15 protein-coding genes and 1 pseudogene are annotated in these 15,505 nt (G+C 68.4%); 13 read left to right on the top strand and 3 right to left on the bottom strand.

Features of this window, described 5'->3' with window-relative positions; genetic code table 11:
• Positions 1–53: 53 nt before the first annotated feature.
• Positions 54–533 carry an ATP-binding protein gene (locus JOC24_RS24525; protein WP_239580915.1) on the bottom strand — a complete coding sequence of 160 codons (480 nt, stop codon included), beginning with the start codon at positions 531–533 and terminating at the stop codon, positions 54–56.
• A 73-nt stretch (positions 534–606) separates the two neighbouring features.
• Positions 607–960, bottom strand: a complete 354-nt coding sequence (locus JOC24_RS24520) for an STAS domain-containing protein (protein WP_205022549.1) — start codon at positions 958–960, stop codon at positions 607–609.
• A 120-nt stretch (positions 961–1,080) separates the two neighbouring features.
• Here JOC24_RS24520 and JOC24_RS24515 point away from each other — a divergent pair, with 120 nt between their 5' ends.
• The 6 genes and pseudogenes from JOC24_RS24515 to JOC24_RS34270 all read left to right on the top strand — a co-directional run.
• Entirely contained in the window at positions 1,081–1,434 is a 354-nt protein-coding gene (locus JOC24_RS24515; RefSeq protein ID WP_205022548.1) for a hypothetical protein, read from the top strand.
• Between the two features lie 598 nt (positions 1,435–2,032).
• On the top strand, positions 2,033–2,776 hold the full coding sequence (locus tag JOC24_RS24510; RefSeq protein WP_205022547.1) for an NUDIX hydrolase: 744 nt from the start codon (positions 2,033–2,035) through the stop codon (positions 2,774–2,776).
• Positions 2,777–3,937, top strand: coding sequence for a 5'-methylthioadenosine/S-adenosylhomocysteine nucleosidase family protein (locus JOC24_RS24505; RefSeq protein ID WP_205022546.1), 1,161 nt, complete (start codon positions 2,777–2,779; stop codon positions 3,935–3,937). It begins immediately after the preceding gene.
• Positions 3,934–5,919, top strand: coding sequence for a hypothetical protein (locus tag JOC24_RS24500; RefSeq protein WP_205022545.1), 1,986 nt, complete (start codon positions 3,934–3,936; stop codon positions 5,917–5,919). Before JOC24_RS24505 ends, JOC24_RS24500 begins: the two co-directional genes overlap by 4 nt.
• Before the next feature lie 95 nt (positions 5,920–6,014).
• Positions 6,015–6,548, top strand: a complete 534-nt coding sequence (locus JOC24_RS24495; protein ID WP_374104521.1) for a hypothetical protein — start codon at positions 6,015–6,017, stop codon at positions 6,546–6,548.
• 57 nt (positions 6,549–6,605) lie between these two features.
• A pseudogene (locus JOC24_RS34270) lies at positions 6,606–6,853 on the top strand (site-specific integrase); the annotation flags it as partial.
• A 106-nt stretch (positions 6,854–6,959) separates the two neighbouring features.
• Here JOC24_RS34270 and JOC24_RS24490 read toward each other — a convergent pair.
• A complete protein-coding gene (locus tag JOC24_RS24490; RefSeq protein WP_205022543.1) occupies positions 6,960–7,544 on the bottom strand; it encodes a hypothetical protein in 585 nt (194 codons plus the stop codon).
• A gap of 292 nt (positions 7,545–7,836) precedes the next feature.
• On the opposite strand from JOC24_RS24490, the gene hemL reads away from it, so the two are divergent.
• The 7 genes from hemL to ccsB all read left to right on the top strand — a co-directional run bounded on the left by hemL (position 7,837) and on the right by ccsB (position 15,491).
• Positions 7,837–9,144, top strand: coding sequence for a glutamate-1-semialdehyde 2,1-aminomutase (hemL, locus tag JOC24_RS24485; RefSeq protein WP_205022542.1), 1,308 nt, complete (start codon positions 7,837–7,839; stop codon positions 9,142–9,144).
• On the top strand, positions 9,141–9,830 hold the full coding sequence (locus JOC24_RS24480) for a histidine phosphatase family protein (RefSeq protein WP_205022541.1): 690 nt from the start codon (positions 9,141–9,143) through the stop codon (positions 9,828–9,830). The genes hemL and JOC24_RS24480 overlap by 4 nt, the downstream gene beginning before the upstream one ends.
• A gap of 173 nt (positions 9,831–10,003) precedes the next feature.
• Entirely contained in the window at positions 10,004–11,257 is a 1,254-nt protein-coding gene (locus tag JOC24_RS24475; protein WP_205022540.1) for a polysaccharide deacetylase family protein, read from the top strand.
• Positions 11,258–11,324: 67 nt separating this feature from the next.
• A complete protein-coding gene (locus JOC24_RS24470) occupies positions 11,325–11,930 on the top strand; it encodes a TlpA family protein disulfide reductase (RefSeq protein WP_205022539.1) in 606 nt (201 codons plus the stop codon).
• Positions 11,931–11,934: 4 nt separating this feature from the next.
• The gene (locus JOC24_RS24465; protein WP_205022538.1) at positions 11,935–12,699 is read left to right on the top strand and encodes a cytochrome c biogenesis CcdA family protein; all 765 of its coding nucleotides are present in this window, start codon (positions 11,935–11,937) and stop codon (positions 12,697–12,699) included.
• Positions 12,700–12,705: 6 nt separating this feature from the next.
• Positions 12,706–14,412, top strand: coding sequence for a cytochrome c biogenesis protein ResB (locus tag JOC24_RS24460; RefSeq protein ID WP_205022537.1), 1,707 nt, complete (start codon positions 12,706–12,708; stop codon positions 14,410–14,412).
• Complete coding sequence (ccsB, locus tag JOC24_RS24455; RefSeq protein ID WP_205022536.1) at positions 14,409–15,491, top strand: c-type cytochrome biogenesis protein CcsB; 1,083 nt, start codon at positions 14,409–14,411, stop codon at positions 15,489–15,491. Before JOC24_RS24460 ends, ccsB begins: the two co-directional genes overlap by 4 nt.
• Positions 15,492–15,505 lie beyond the last annotated feature (14 nt).

Raw genomic sequence — 15,505 nt, 5'->3', positions numbered from 1 at the left:
CGGAACCGAGGGCGCGTCCGGGGCGCCCCTGTGAGATGGCTCTCCGCAGGTGGTCAGGTCAGGGCGATGAGAGCGGTGATGCGCTTGCCGCCGGGGTGGAACGTGATGGACACCCGCTCGGCCAGACGGCACACCAACGGCCATCCGTAGCCTCCGACGTGGGCCGTCCGCGGTGGGTGCGGGGACGTGACGGGTGCGTCGGTGCTGGCGTCCGCCACGGCCAGCAGCAGACCCTCTCCGGTGAGTTCGGCCGTGAAGCCGGTGAGCCCGCCCCCGTGCCGGAAGGCGTTGGTCACCAGTTCGGAGGTGACCAGGAGCGCGTCGGCGACGACTACCTCTGCCAGACCCTTCCCTGCCGGTCCGGACGGCCAGGAGGCCAGGAGGCGCGTGACGGCCTCGCGGGCCGCCGCCGCGTTCCGGGGTGCGACGCCCGTCCCGCCCGCCGTGTACGGCGGTTCAGCGCTTCTGGCGGCGTCTCCGGGGCCGTTCCCTGAGATCGTGCCGTCCACCGGATGTTCCATTTCCCCGTTCATGCATTCTCCGACTGCCCGGCGGGCCGCAGGTCACACCATCCGCCCGGGAGCGGGCGGCGGTGGGCGCCGCCGGTCACCAGGTGAACGCCGAGTCCACGGAGTCCGCGATCTCGAAGGCGTCGAGCGTGCCCGTGACCTCGAAGAGCCGGTGCAGGGTCGGCGTCATGGGCCCCGCCAGCACCAGGGGTATCCCGGCATCGCCGTGCTTCCGCCGGCCGTGCAGCAGGGCGTGCAGCCCCGCCGAGTCGGCGAACTCCACCCCCGAGAGGTCCACCACCGTGCGGCGTCCGCCGCCCCTGGCCGCACCCGTCAGCGCGCCGACCAGTTCCTTGGAGCTGGACCACGCGTCAAGATTGCCACGGACCCGGATCAGTACGACTCCGTCGTCCGCGGTCTCGACGACCACCCTCAGATCATCTCCCGTCATGGCTGTATCTTCCTACATCGCTCCGGCGGGAGGTGTCGGCCCCTCCCCGCCGGTGCACGGGGGACGGTCCGGGTGTCCCGGAGGGGGGCGCCGTCGCGGGCGTGCATAGAATCCGCTCCCATGTCGAAGCCTGACGAGCTGCTCGTTGACCTCGCCGCACTGGTGGAGTCCGGGCGCAGCAATCAGATGTCCCTCACGGTGGTCACCGGCGGAGCCGTCATCACCGGCCGGCTGGCTCCTGAAGCGGTGTGGAGCCGACGGGTCTCGGAGGTCCTGGACGACTCGGACCACCTGGGCGCGTTCTCCGCCGTCTTCGCACGGCGCGCGGAAAGGGACGGGCCGCCCACCCATCTGCACTTCCACGTCGCGCGCATCCTTCAGGGCACGGTGGGCATCCCGGAGACGGGAGGGATGTACCGGGTCGCGATCGAGGACGTCGACGCCTGGACCGTGGGTGACTTCAGCTACCACTGAGTCCTGACGGACGCCGCTCGGGCCCGTCCGGCTACGGACGTGGCGGGCCCAGCCACGTCCAGGGCCCGCCACGCCCCGGGCTCGCCACGTCCAGGTTTCCGCCACGTCCGGAGCCTGCGGCCGGTCTCCGCGAGCCGGACCGGCCGGTGGAGTCCCGGATCAGGGCCACACCAGGCAGTACGCCTGGTGTGGCCCTTCGTCATGCAGCCGGTGGGAGGGGTCTGTCCCATCCGGAGCGATGGGACGCGGCGGAGCGCTGGACCGGAGGCCCCGCCCAAAGCTCCTGCACCGCTTCCACGGCAGGCAGGCGGTCCCCACCCCCAACTGCGGGCAGGGGCAGGCGGGATGGAACCACACGGCATCGAAGGGCTGACGGAGACCATCGAGCTCTCCTGCCCCACCGACGCCTTCCGAGCGGCTCGGGAGCGGACGCCGCCCGGGAAGGCGGGCAACACCGGACCGGCAGCCCACGATGGCCCGCGCCTGGCTGAGGGGCAGGCGCCCGGACGGCCGGCCGGAGCGCCTCCGCATACCGCACCAGCGGTCTTCGCGTCGGCCTTCTTGTTGAAGTGACAGGAACTGAAGTACCTTGACTGGCATGCAAGTTGACGCGTGGAAACCCACGCCCGTACTGCTGACAGTCGATCTTGTAATTCTGACGCTGCGTGAGGGGCGGCTGTGTGTCCTGCTCGTGGAGCGGGGCGAAGATCCTTTTCAGGGCATGTCGGCTCTGCCTGGCGGATTCCTCAGTCACGCCGGTGAGGAGATCCTGGACGCCGCCCACCGAGAGCTGAGTGAGGAAACCGCTCTGGTCGCCGGGTGGGTGCACCTTGAGCAGTTGGCCACCTACGGGGCGGCAGGCCGTGATCCACGGGGGCGGGTCGTTTCCGTGGCGCACCTGGCGATCGCGCCCGGACTCCCCGAACCGGTCGCGGGAACGGATGCCACGGATGCCGCGTGGGTCCCGGCGGACGCCGTCCTGTCCGGTGAGTTGGAGCTGGCCTTCGATCACCGCCGGATCGTGACGGACGGGATCGAACGTGCGCGCACCAAGCTCGAATTCTCGGCGCTGGCCACGGCGTTCTGCGGAGAACTCTTCACGATAGCCGAGTTGCAACAGGTGTACGAGGCGGTTTGGGGCACCGAACTCGACATCCGTAATTTCTACCGGAAAGTCCAGGCCATAAAGGGCTTCATCATTCCTGCCGGCTCGGGACGCAGGACCACGGGCGGACGGCCCGCGCGGCTGTACCGGGCCGATCCGAAGACGGTGTTGTTCCCGCCGCTGATCCGGCCTGTGCCGTCCACGAAGGAAGAGGACAAGAGGAAGGGAGACGAATAGATGTCGAAAGACCTGGTGGTGATTCTCACCGCCCTCAATCTCGAATACCAGGCCGTGCGCCGGAGACTGGCCGGCCCACAGGTGCACCGCCATGAGCGTGGGACGCGGTTCGAAGTCGGAACCGTGCAGGGCACTTCATGCCGTGTCGCGCTCGGCCTGACGAACAAGGGGAATCATTCCGCCGCAGTGATCGCCGAGCGCGCTGTGCAGGAATTCTCGCCGGTGGCCGTCCTGTTCGTCGGCGTCGCCGGTGCCCTGTGGGACACCGCCAGGCTGGGCGACGTGGTGATGGCGACGCACGTGTACGCCTACCACGGCGGTACCAGTGAGGACGACGGACTCAAGGCCCGTCCCCGGGTGTGGGAAGCGGCGCACGGTATCAGCCAGCTCGGCTCGCATCTGGCTCGCGTGGACGACTGGGCGGACGACACGCCCGGTCGGCGCGCGCCGCAGGTGCGCTTCGGCGCGATCGCCGCCGGCGAGGTCGTACAGAACTCGAAGATCTCGGCCGAGGCGCGGTGGATCCGCCGGCACTACAACGACGCGCTGGCGATCGAGATGGAGGCCGCCGGTGTGGCGCAGGCCGGTCATCTCAACGGGGCGCCGGTGGCGATCATCCGGGGAATCAGCGACCGGGCGGACGGGACGAAGAGCAGCGCGAAGGACCGTGACTGGCAACCGCGGGCCGCGGCGAACGCGGCGGCATTCGCCACACGGCTGGCCGTGGAACTGGTGGGAGAACAGGAGCAGATCGCGATGTCCGAGGCAGACAGGGCCCATACGGCCGACAGACTCGAAGGGCACGTCAGCAACACCGTCCACAACAGCACCGTCGGCATCATGGCCGGCTCGGTCAAGGGGAGCAGCGTCCACGTGAACGCGGACCCGAAGGTGACCGGTCCGGCAGATCTGGTCGCGGAACTGGACGCCTTACGGGAGCGCCTGCGGCGTCACCGTGCCGAGGACGCCCTCGACGAAGACACCTACCGAGAGGCACTGGCCGAGCTGGACGGCGCCTGCCGGGCGGCAAGGGAGAACACCGCCGGATCGTCCAAGACGGCGACCATGGCGATGAAGAGGTTACGCGGTCTGATCGCAGAGTTCCCCGAGCTGGTGGCAAGGCTGGCCCCCCTGGTCGTCGCGGCGGGTGGCCTCTCATGAACGGCGGCAGCAACGGCACGCACAATTCGGCCGCAGACGGCTCCACCGTCGGGATCCAGGCCGAGACGGTACACAACTCCAACGTGTACTTCGTCCATCCGGACGCGTCGCCTCAGGAGAAGTACAAGGTCGGCGTGCGGTTTCTGGAAGACGGGATCCCCAGCCGTGCGCGCGACATGATCAGTGACGCGATCGCCCACGGGCACGACAACGCGGAGGTGCGTTTCCACTGGGTGCTCGCCATGCTCAGCGCACGCGCCTACCACGACCTCGGCACCGAAGAGATCCAGCGACTGCACCATGCCTCCGGGCTCGTACGCACCTACGCCGAGGGAGAGTGGAAGGACGCTCTGCGCGTCGCTTTCGAACTGCTGGCGATGCTCAGTACCGCGGACGGCGAAACAGGCCGAGTGCTGGAGCGGTTGCGAGCCCTCTCACCTCGCCGGCGGGACGCGATCCTCCATCACCTGGACCTCGTACTCACCGGAGGGCTGAAGGACAGCTTGTGGGCCGAGAACCGCGAGCGGGCCGAGACGGCTCGCTTCGGCAACGACCGGGTCCAACGGGTCTGGGCCTACTTCGAACCCGACCCCATCGGGCCACGGGCCGCGCCGCCCCGCCCGAGCACCGCTGCTGCCGCTCAGGCAGCCTTCCCCGTCCGAGCCGGCCTGTTCGTCGTCGCCACCACGTTCCTCTGGATCCTGGCGCTGGTCGCGGAACCCGCCGCGGCAGTCATCGAGTTGCTGGTGGGGCTCGGTGCGGGCCTGACCGCGGCTCACTTCGGCCGCCGGTGGCTCTACCAGGAACATCAGCTGAAGGCCAGGAACCGTGAGTCCCACATCCCGAACACGCGCGATCCCGTCTATACCGGGGACGGATTCACGAACCGCGTCCGTCATTCGTTCGACCACTACTTCAGTACCCGCGTGCCCCACGGACTCGCCCCGCACGAATGGTTCGGTCACACCGTCCACCTGCGCAACAGCCTCGTCGCGGAGATCGCTTTTCTCTACCGCGAGAGCCGCATCAGTGTGGACCGCGTCAACTGGCTGATCCGCTACCTCGCGGAGGATGCCCGGGACCGGCACAACAAGGGCACCCTGTTCGACCACCGCCATCGCGACCGGACACCGGTGGTGGCGAAGGGGTTGTGCGTGGTCGCCCTCATCGCTCTCAGCTTCACGACCATGGCCCTGCTCGGGACAGTGGCCTCGGGTGCCGGCGCGTCGCAGGTGCTGCTGGCCGTCCTGGCCGTGGCCGGTGCGGTCTGGTCCGGACGTGCGGCTGCGTCCTCCTGGTCGGAGGCCCGGGGTGAGGAGCACCGGCTGGCCGAGGAAACCCAGGAATACCAGGAGCGGCTGACCGCGCGGCAAACCGCGTACCAGAACTGGAAGTCGTTCCTGGACACCACGCGGCCCACCGAGCTGGAAATGGAGACCTGGCTCACCTGTGACAAGACGCTGTTCGTCGACGAAGCGCTCCGCCACTACCAGCTCACCTGGCGCGACCTGATCACCCACACCATCCTGATGACCCCCGCGCGCCCTTACAAGCGGGGGCGTGTGAAGGGCGGTCCCTGGCGGTACTCGCGCTACAGCTTCCGTCTGTTCCTGGTCACACAGGACGGCGTCCGTGAAATCAGCACGGAGTTCGACTTCACCGACGCGAAACGCGGGAACGAGCAGCGAAGCAACTACCGGTTCGACGCGTTGTCATCGGTGCAGGTCACGGAACGCGCCGATGTCGGCTACGACCTGGAGCTCGTCCTCACCAACGGGCCGTCCAGGAACATTCGTGTCAAAGACGCCGACACCCACCAACTGGCACCGGACGAGAACGCCCAGGAAATCGCCGAGATCAATCTCAATTCGGCCGGTTTCATCCACACCTTCCGCCTCCTGGAAGGAATCGCGGCGGACGGCAAGGGGTGGATCGAACGGAACAACCCGAACAACCTGCCATCCTTCCGTCCTGCCGACTGAGCCTTGCGGGCCCTCAGGGCGGGCGAGGCGCCGGAGCGCCGGGTCCTCGCCCGCCCATTCATCAGTCCGCGCGGAACCCGAGCTTAGGGATGGTTGTGGCCGCTACAGAAGACGTCACCGAGAGCAGACTGCTGCTGGCCGAGTACGACCGCATCAAGGAGGAGCAGAAAACCCGAATAGGGTTCCGTGACAACCTGCTCTACTTCACGCTCGCCGCCTCCACCGGGGCTCTGGCGATCGCCGTCCAGAGCGGGCAGGCTCAACTGCTGCTCGCCGTCCCTGTGATCTGCCTGGTCCTGGGCTGGACGTACCTGGTCAACGACGAGAAGATCTCGGCGGTCGGCTGCTACATCCGCGATCGGCTGGGGCCGCGGCTCGCCGAGCTCAGCGGCGCCCCCGGTGCAGTGTTCGGCTGGGAGGTCTACCACCGCGACGACGCGAGCCGCACCATGCGCAAGCGACTGCAGAGCGCAGTGGATCTCTTCACGTACGTGGCCTTGCCGATGATCTGCGTGGCTGCGTTCTGGTGCTCTCCCGACGTCCCGCCCCTACTCGTGGTCGTCTCCCTCGCACAGACACTTGCCCTGGCGGTACTGGGCTGGCAGTTCCTGCGCTATTCGGAGCGATAGCGCGGCTCCGCCGCCCCGTCCGGAGATCTCGGACGGGGCCGTTCGCCTGTAGGCATCGACATCGATCTCAAAGGCTGCCGGACCCATGTCAACCGTCAGGTACGGCTGGTGGGACAGCCCGTCCTCGCCCGGCCGAAGGACGGCAAGACCCGGTCGGTCCCCCTGACGGCTCAGCCGACCGCCGTCGGCGTGGTCCCTCCCCGCGAGCGCGGGCGAGGTGCCTCCAGGGCGCGCCGGACGCCGGCGAGCATGCCGTCCGACACGCCCACGCCTCCGTGCTCCTGGACGCGGGGGCGAGCGTCAAGGGCGCTCCTCGAATGCCTCAATGCGTCCTGGCCGCCTTGCGGCCCCGGTCCGGCACGGAGAGGGGCGAGGCCCGAAGGCGGCGCCCACCACCACCGAAACCCCGGATCAGGGCCACACCAGGCAGTACGCCTGGTGTCCCGCGTCATGCAGCCGGTGGGAGAAGTCCTGCCACTCGTGCAGCAGCTGGTAGACGTTGAACGCGTCGCGAGGACCCCCGCGGTCCGGGACGGTGGACCAGATGAAGGCCGCCGCGCCGACCGATTCCTCGCCGACCTCCCGCAGCGGGTCCACCACCGTCATCGGCAGCTTGACCACCGCGTAGTCGGGGTGGAGCACGACCAGCTCCAGCGGGGGGACCTTGTTCAGGGGTATGCCCTGTATGCCGGTGAGGACCATGGCCGCCACCGTCTCGGGCTTGATCTTGCTGAACATGCCGCCCATGCCCAGTTCGTCGCCGCCCAGTTCCTCGGGACGCATCGAAATGGGCACGCGTGCGGCGGTGGCCCCGTCAGGGGCACCGAAGTACTTGTAGGTCACCCCCACCCGTCCACTGCTCCTGCTCCCCGAACCATCGGCACCTTCCGCCTGAGCGTTCCGTACGCGCTCGGCCTTGCGCCGGTGCCGCCCTCGCCGGTCAGGCTCGGGCCCCAGGTCGTCGGTCCCTTCGCCCACTCCGCCACCGCGATGCATATCTCATCCACCCGACTACTTCTTAGGAGACTCAGCCCCGCCGCGCAACCCGATCATCGTCAGTGACCTCCCCCACGGGCGTGCGGTGAAACACCTGTCCGCGAGACGGCCGACGCCTCTGACACCATGGCATGTGTGAGCTTTCCCCATGACGCCCCAGTTTCGCAGACGCGAGGAGACTGACGCCCTTTCGTTGTACGAGCCTCATACGGGGAGAGCGCGCTCCCCGCTCACCGGCGGCCGGGATTTCCGGCCGGGCCCCCCGAATCCCGAATCGCAGATCAGGACCAAAGTGGCGTATTCATACGAAGCCCCAGTTTCGCAGACGCTTTTCGACCGTGCGTCCCTCGTGACGCCCGGCGGCGTGAACTCACCCGTGCGTGCCTTCCGGGCCGTGGGCGGTACGCCCCGGTTCATGGTGTCCGGCACGGGCCCGTACCTCACCGACGCCGACGGCCGTGAGTACGTCGACCTCGTGTGTTCGTGGGGGCCGATGATCCTCGGCCACGCGCACCCCGAAGTCATCGCCGCCGTCCAGGACGCGGTGGCCCGGGGTACCTCGTTCGGTACGCCCGGCGAGGGCGAGGTCGCGCTCGGCGAGGAGATCGTGGCCAGGATCGAGCCCGTGGAGCAGGTGCGGCTGGTGTCGTCCGGCACCGAGGCGACCATGTCCGCGATCCGGCTCGCCCGTGGCTTCACCGGGCGCGCCAAGGTCGTGAAGTTCGCCGGGTGCTACCACGGTCACGTCGACGCCCTGCTGGCCGCCGCCGGATCCGGGGTGGCCACCTTCGGCCTGCCCGACACGCCCGGCGTGACCGGCGCCCAGGCGGGCGACACGATCGTGCTGCCGTACAACGACCTCGATGCCGTGCGGGCCGTCTTCGCGGCACAGCCGGGTGAGATCGCCTGTGTGATCACCGAGGCGTCGCCGGGCAACATGGGCGTCGTGCCGCCGCTGGACGGCTTCAACGCCGGGCTGAAGGAGATCTGCGCGGCCGACGGCGCGCTGTACATCTCCGACGAGGTGATGACCGGTTTCCGTACGTCCAAGGCCGGCTGGTACGGCATCGACGGGGTGCGGCCCGACCTCATGACCTTCGGCAAGGTCATGGGCGGCGGCTTCCCGGCGGCGGCCTTCGGAGGCCGTGCCGACGTGATGGCGCACCTGGCTCCCGCCGGTCCCGTCTACCAGGCGGGCACCCTCTCCGGGAACCCGGTCGCCACCGCGGCGGGCCTCGCCCAGCTGCGGCTGCTCGACGACGCGGCGTACGCGAAGGTCGACGCGGTCTCCGCGGAGCTGCGCTCCCTGGTCGGCGAGGCGTTCACCAAGGAGGGCGTCGCGCACACGGTGTCGGCGGCGAGCAACATGTTCTCCGTCTTCTTCACCGAGGGACCCGTCCGGAACTACGAGGACGCGAAGAAGCAGGAAGCTTTCCGCTTCACCGCGTTCTTCCACTCGATGCTGGAGCAGGGCGTGTACCTGCCGCCTTCCGCCTTCGAGTCCTGGTTCGTCTCGACCGCCCACGACGCGCGGGCGCTGGAGCGGATCGCCGCGGCGCTGCCCGCCGCCGCCCGCGCCGCATCGGAGGCCACGGCATGAGCGCGCGTACGGAGAAGGACATCACCGTCGTCCACCTGATGCGACACGGTGAGGTGCACAACCCGGACGGCGTGCTCTACGGGCGCCGCCCCGGATACAGCCTGTCCGAGCTCGGCCGCCGGATGGCGGACCGGGTCGCCGAGCACCTGGAGGCTCGCGACATCACGCACGTCGTGGCCTCGCCGCTGGAGCGTGCCCAGGAGACGGCCATGCCCGTCGCCAAGTCGCACAGCGTGGAACTGGCGACCGACGAGCGTCTCATCGAGGCGGCCAACGTCTTCGAGGGCAAGACCTTCGGCGTCGGCGACGGCGCCCTGCGCAAGCCCGAGAACTGGAAGCACCTCACCAACCCCTTCAAGCCGTCCTGGGGCGAGCCGTACGTCGACCAGGTCGTACGGATGATGGGCGCCCTGGACGCCGCGCGTGACGCCGCGCGTGGGCACGAGGCGGTCTGCGTCAGCCATCAGCTGCCGATCTGGATCGTGCGGAGCTTCGTGGAGCGGCGCCGGCTCTGGCACGACCCGCGCAAGCGGCAGTGCACCCTGGCCTCGCTCACGAGCTTCACGTACCAGGGGGACAAGATCGTGTCCGTCGGGTACACCGAGCCCGCCCGGGATCTCGTGCCGGCGCATCTGCTCGCGGGTGCGAAGCCGGTCAAGGGGAAGTCCAAGGCGTTCGGAGCCTGAGGGGTCGCCGGGCCCTCGTCCCCACCCTTCTGTGTCTCATGTGCAGCACCTGTAAGGGTCTGCCCACGTAACAACTTTTGTGATTATCGGCGGAACCTCCGTGTCGGTTTCCTCATCTAAGCCATCGCCAGTTTGTATGGCAATGAGGTAATACGACCGCAGATGGGGACGCTATGCGTGAAATGAACCGAAGGGGCCTGCTCGGGGCCGGACTCGGAGCCGCAGCCGCACTCACGATGACCGGCTGCGGCTCCCTCGGGTCATCGGACGGCGGTGGGCCGGAGCCGGAGAAGGGCGGCAAAGGCGGCAAGGGGACGCACGGCAGCGGCGGCTCCTCCGGGAAACACGTCAGGCTGATCGGCGACGGTTCCACGGCGGACACCGGAAAGCAGCCGAATCAGCCCGCCGCTCCGGTCCGGCTGGAACCCGGGCAGACTCCGCCGCAGTTCGTGATCTTCTCCTGGGACGGGGCGGGCGAGGTCGGCAACGGGCTCTTTCCGCGCTTTCTGGAACTCGCCGAGGAACACGACGCGGCGATGACCTTCTTCCTCTCAGGGCTCTATGTGCTGCCCGAGTCGAAGAAGTCCCTCTACCGGCCGCCCAACAACCCCCGGGGCGCCTCGGACATCGGCTATCTATCCGACGACCACGTCAAGCAGACCCTGAAGTACGTCCGTCAGGCATGGCTCGACGGGCACGAGATCGGGACCCATTTCAACGGGCATTTCTGCGGCGGTTCCGGATCGGTCGGCGACTGGACGCCCGCGCAATGGCAGAGCGAGATCGACCAGGCCGTGTCGTTCGTCACCGAATGGCGCACGAACACCGGCTGGGAGGACGTCGACCCGCTGCCGTTCGACTACCGGAAGGAACTGGTCGGGGGCCGCACGCCCTGTCTGCTCGGACAGGACAATCTGCTGCCCACCGCGAAGCAGCTGGGCTGGCGCTACGACGCGAGCTCGCCCGGCGGCACCCAGATGTGGCCCGAGAAGCGCCAGGGCGTCTGGGACCTTCCGCTGCAGGGCATCCCCTTCCCCGGCCACACCTTCGAAGTCCTCTCCATGGACTACAACATCCTCGCCAACCAGTCGAAGAATTCGACGAACGGCATGCCCTCGCGCTATCCGGGGTGGCGCACCCAGGCCACCGGGTCCTATGTCGCCGGATTCGACCGCGCCTACGAGACGAATCGCGCGCCCTTCTACATCGGCAACCACTTCGAGGAGTGGAACGGCGGCATCTACATGGACGCCGTGGAGGACGCGCTCAAACACATCGCGGGCAAGCCGGATGTGCGCCTCGTCTCCTTCCGGCAGTTCGTCGACTGGCTCGACGCACAGGACCCGGCGGTACTCGCGAAGCTCCGTACGCTTCAGGTCGGACAGGCGCCCGAGGGTGGCTGGAACACCTTCTTTAAACAGGCTTGACAAGGGTCTTTACGGGCACCGAGGGGGGTGCCCAAGATCCCTGGAACTGCCATGCGAAACTTTTCACATGAGCTCTGGCAGTGCACCCCGACGCCGCTCCACCCTGCTCGCCGCCACTGCCGTGGCCGGTGCCCTGACCCTGTCCGCATGCGGTGGCGACGGCGGCCAGGCGGGTGGCGGCGGCAACACGAACTTCGTCACCGGCAGCGGGGGGATCTCCACCGTCGCCAAGGGTGAACGCACCGACGCGCCGAAGCTCGACGGAGCGACTCTGGACGGCACCCCCCTCGACATCGCCGACTACAAGGGCAAGGTCGTCGTCCTGAACTTCTGGGGATCGTGGTGCGGCCCCTGCCGTGCCGAGGCCAAGCACTTCCAGAAGGTCTCGAAGGAGACCGAGGGCGAGGGCGTCCAGTTCGTCGGCGTCAACACCAGAGACCCCAAGAAGTCCCTCGCGGTCAGCTTCGAGGAGGACTTCGGGGTCACCTACCCGAGCATCTACGACCCGACCGGGAAACTGCTCCTGCGCTTCCCGAAGGGCACGCTGAACCCCCAGGCCATCCCGTCGACCGTGGTCGTCGACCGGGACGGGAAGCTCGCCGCCCGGACGCTCGCCGCCCTCGACGCGGAGAAGCTGCGGAAGATGATCGACCCGCTGATCGCGGAGAAGTGACGCCGTGCTCCAGCTGGCCGCGGCAACCGGTTTCAACGACACCGTCTTCAACGGTGCGCTGCTGGTGGCTCTGCCCATCGCCCTGCTCGGCGGTCTCGTCTCGTTCTTCTCGCCGTGCGTCCTGCCGCTCGTGCCGGGATACCTGAGCTACGTCACCGGCGTCAGCGGCACCGACCTGGCCCAGGGCCGGCGCGGCAGAACCGTGACGGGCGCCTCCCTCTTCGTGCTCGGCTTCACCGCCGTCTTCGTCTCCGGCGGGGCCCTCTTCGGCTACTTCGGCCAGACCCTCCAGGACTACAGCGGGACCCTTTCGAAGGTCCTCGGCGTACTGATGATCCTGATGGGCGTCTTCTTCATGGGCCTGATGCCCTGGATGACCCAGCGCGAATTCCGTATCCACAAGCGCCCGGTGACCGGACTGGCCGGCGCGCCCCTGCTCGGTGCGCTCTTCGGGATCGGCTGGACGCCGTGCCTCGGCCCCACGCTCTCCGCCGTCAGCATGCTCGCGGTGGACCAGGGGACCGCGGGCCGCGGAGCGGTGCTCTCCGTCGCCTACTGCATCGGGCTCGGTGTCCCGTTCGTCCTGGCGGCCCTCGCCTTCCGCAAGGCACTCGGTGCGTTCGGCTGGGTCAAGCGCCACTACGCATGGGTCATGCGGATCGGCGGCGGCATGATGATCGTGACCGGAGTGCTCCTGCTGACGGGTGCCTGGGACGCGCTCATGCAGGAGATGCGAGTCTGGTCCGACGGCTTCACTGTGGGGATCTGAGTTTTCATGAGCAACACGAACACCACGGACGAGCGCGACCTCGGCCGGGCCGGGGAGCAGCTCTCCACCGCGCCGCGCGAGGAGTCCGCCGCCTCCGTGCCCTCGATGGGCGTCATCGGCTGGGCCCGCTGGTTCTGGCGGCAGCTCACGTCGATGCGGGTCGCGCTGATCCTGCTCTTCATGCTGTCCCTCGGCGCCATCCCCGGCTCGCTGATCCCGCAGAACAGCGTGGACGAACTGAAGGTGCAGACCTTCAAGGAAGCCCACACCACGGTCACGCCGGTCTACGAGAAGCTGCAGTTCTTCGACGTCTACAGCTCGGTGTGGTTCTCCGCGATCTACATCCTGCTGTTCGTCTCGCTGATCGGCTGCATCGTCCCGCGCACGGCGCAGTTCGTCGGCCAGCTGCGCGGCCGCCCGCCCGGCGCCCCGAAGAAGCTGACCCGGCTGCCCGCGTACACCACCTGGCGCACCGAAGCCGCACCCGAGCAGGTCCACGAGGCCGCGCTCACCATTCTGCGCAAGCGGCGCTTCCGCTCGCACACCGCGGGTGACGCGGTCGCCGCCGAGAAGGGCTACCTGCGCGAGACCGGGAACCTGCTGTTCCACATCGCGCTGATCGTCATGCTCGTCGCGTTCGCCGGCGGGCAGCTCTTCAAGTCCGAGGGCGGCAAGCTCATCGTCGAGGGCGACGGCTTCGCCAACACGATCACCCAGTACGACGATTTCAAGTCCGGCTCGCTCTTCGACAACGACGACCTCGCCCCCTTCAGCTTCGACCTCCAGGACTTCGTCGGTACGTACGAGCGCGGCGGCCCCCAGCGCGGTACGCCCCGGACCTACGAGGCCAGGGTGACGTACGCCGAGGGCGCGGACGGCGAGACGAAGAAGAAGGTCATCGAGGTCAACAAGCCGCTCGCCGTCGACGGTACGAAGGTCTATCTCAACGCGCACGGCTACGCCCCGGTCATCTCGGTGAAGGACGGCAAGGGCAAGGAGGTCTACAGGACCTCCGTACCCCTGCTGCCCATCGACAACAACGTCACCTCGACCGGTGCGATCAAGGTGATGGACGGCTACAAGGACAAGAACGGCAAGAAGACCCAGCTGGGATTCCAGGCCTTCTTCGTCCCGACGTTCGCCGGTGACGGCAAGGGCACGATGTTCTCGCAGTACCCCGGCCTCGACTACCCGGTGCTCGCGCTCAACGGCTACTACGGCAGCCTCGGCGTCGACTCAGGGCTGCCGCAGAACGTCTACCAGCTCGACACGTCCAAGATGAAGGAATTCAAGGACAGCAACGGGGACAAGCTGAAGAAGCGGCTGCGTCCCGGCGAGACGATGAAGCTCCCCGACGGCGCGGGCTCGGTCACCTTCGAGAGCGTCGACGAATGGGCCAGCTTCCAGATCTCGCGCCAGCCCGCCAGCGGCTGGGCCCTGACCGGCGCCGTCGCCGCCATCATCGGGCTCGCCGGCTCGCTCTTCATCCAGCGCCGCCGGGTGTGGGTGCGGGCCGTACGGGGGCCGGACGGAGTCACCGTCGTCGAGATGGCGGGCCTCGGCCGCAGCGAGTCCGCGAAGCTTCCCGAGGAGCTGGCCGGCCTCGCGGTCGCCCTCAACACCGTGGCGCCGACCGCACCCGACCCGGAGCCGGACACCGCGACCGAGCCCGGACAACCTGTCGAAGAACCTGCCGAAGGGGCTGAGAAGTGAATCTCGCCGCCGCAACCAACGAGAATCTGGCGAGCGTCAGCAACACGCTGATCTACTCGTCGATGGCCGTCTACACCCTGGCCTTCTTCGCGCACATCGCGGAGTGGGTGCTCGGCAGCCGCAGCAAGGTCGGCCGCACGGCCGCCGCGCTGAAGAAGGACTCGTCCGCCGGTGGTGCACCGGTGACGGTGCAGGCCGCGCAGGCGGGCGGCACCACGGTGCTGGAGCGTCCCAGGATCGTCACCCGTTCCGCAGCCGGGACGCGTGACGTCCCGGACGGCCCCGGCGCCGCGGGCGGCACGTTCAAGGGTGACCTCTGGGGGCGGATCGCGGTCTCCCTGACCGTCGTCGCCTTCGCCGTCCAGGCGGGCGGCGTCCTCGCGCGCGCCCTGTCGGTGCAGCGTGCCCCGTGGGGCAACATGTACGAGTTCTCGATCACCTTCTCCACCGTGGCGGTCGGTGCCTACCTGACCCTCCTGGCACTCAGGAAGAACGTCCGCTGGATCGGCCTGCTGCTGGTCACCACCGTCCTGCTGGACCTCGGCATCGCGACCACCACGCTGTACACCGACAGCGACCAGCTGGTCCCGGCGCTGCACTCCTACTGGCTGTGGATCCACGTCTCCACCGCCATCATCTGCGGCGCCGTCTTCTACCTGGGCGCCGTCGGCACGCTGCTCTACCTGTTCCGCGACAGCTACGAGAACAAGGTCGCGAGCGGCGGCACGCCCGGGAAGTTCGCGACCTCCGTCATGGAGCGGCTGCCTGCCGCGAAGACCCTGGACACCTTCTCGTACCGCATCAACGCGGCCGTCTTCCCGCTCTGGACCTTCACGATCATCGCGGGCGCGATCTGGGCGGGCGACGCCTGGGGCCGCTACTGGGGCTGGGACCCCAAGGAGGTCTGGTCCTTCATCACCTGGGTCGCGTACGCCGCCTACCTGCACGCCCGCGCGACGGCCGGCTGGAAGGGCCGCAAGGCCGCCTACCTGGCCCTGGTCGCCTTCGGCTGCTGGCTCTTCAACTACTACGGCGTGAACATCTTCGTCACCGGCAAGCACTCCTACGCGGGAGTCTGACCGCCGCACCGCGT

It is taken from the genome of Streptomyces sp. HB132 (genome assembly GCF_016909575.1).
Lineage (GTDB): Bacteria > Actinomycetota > Actinomycetes > Streptomycetales > Streptomycetaceae > Streptomyces.
This window is presented reverse-complemented; position numbering and strand designations above follow the sequence as displayed.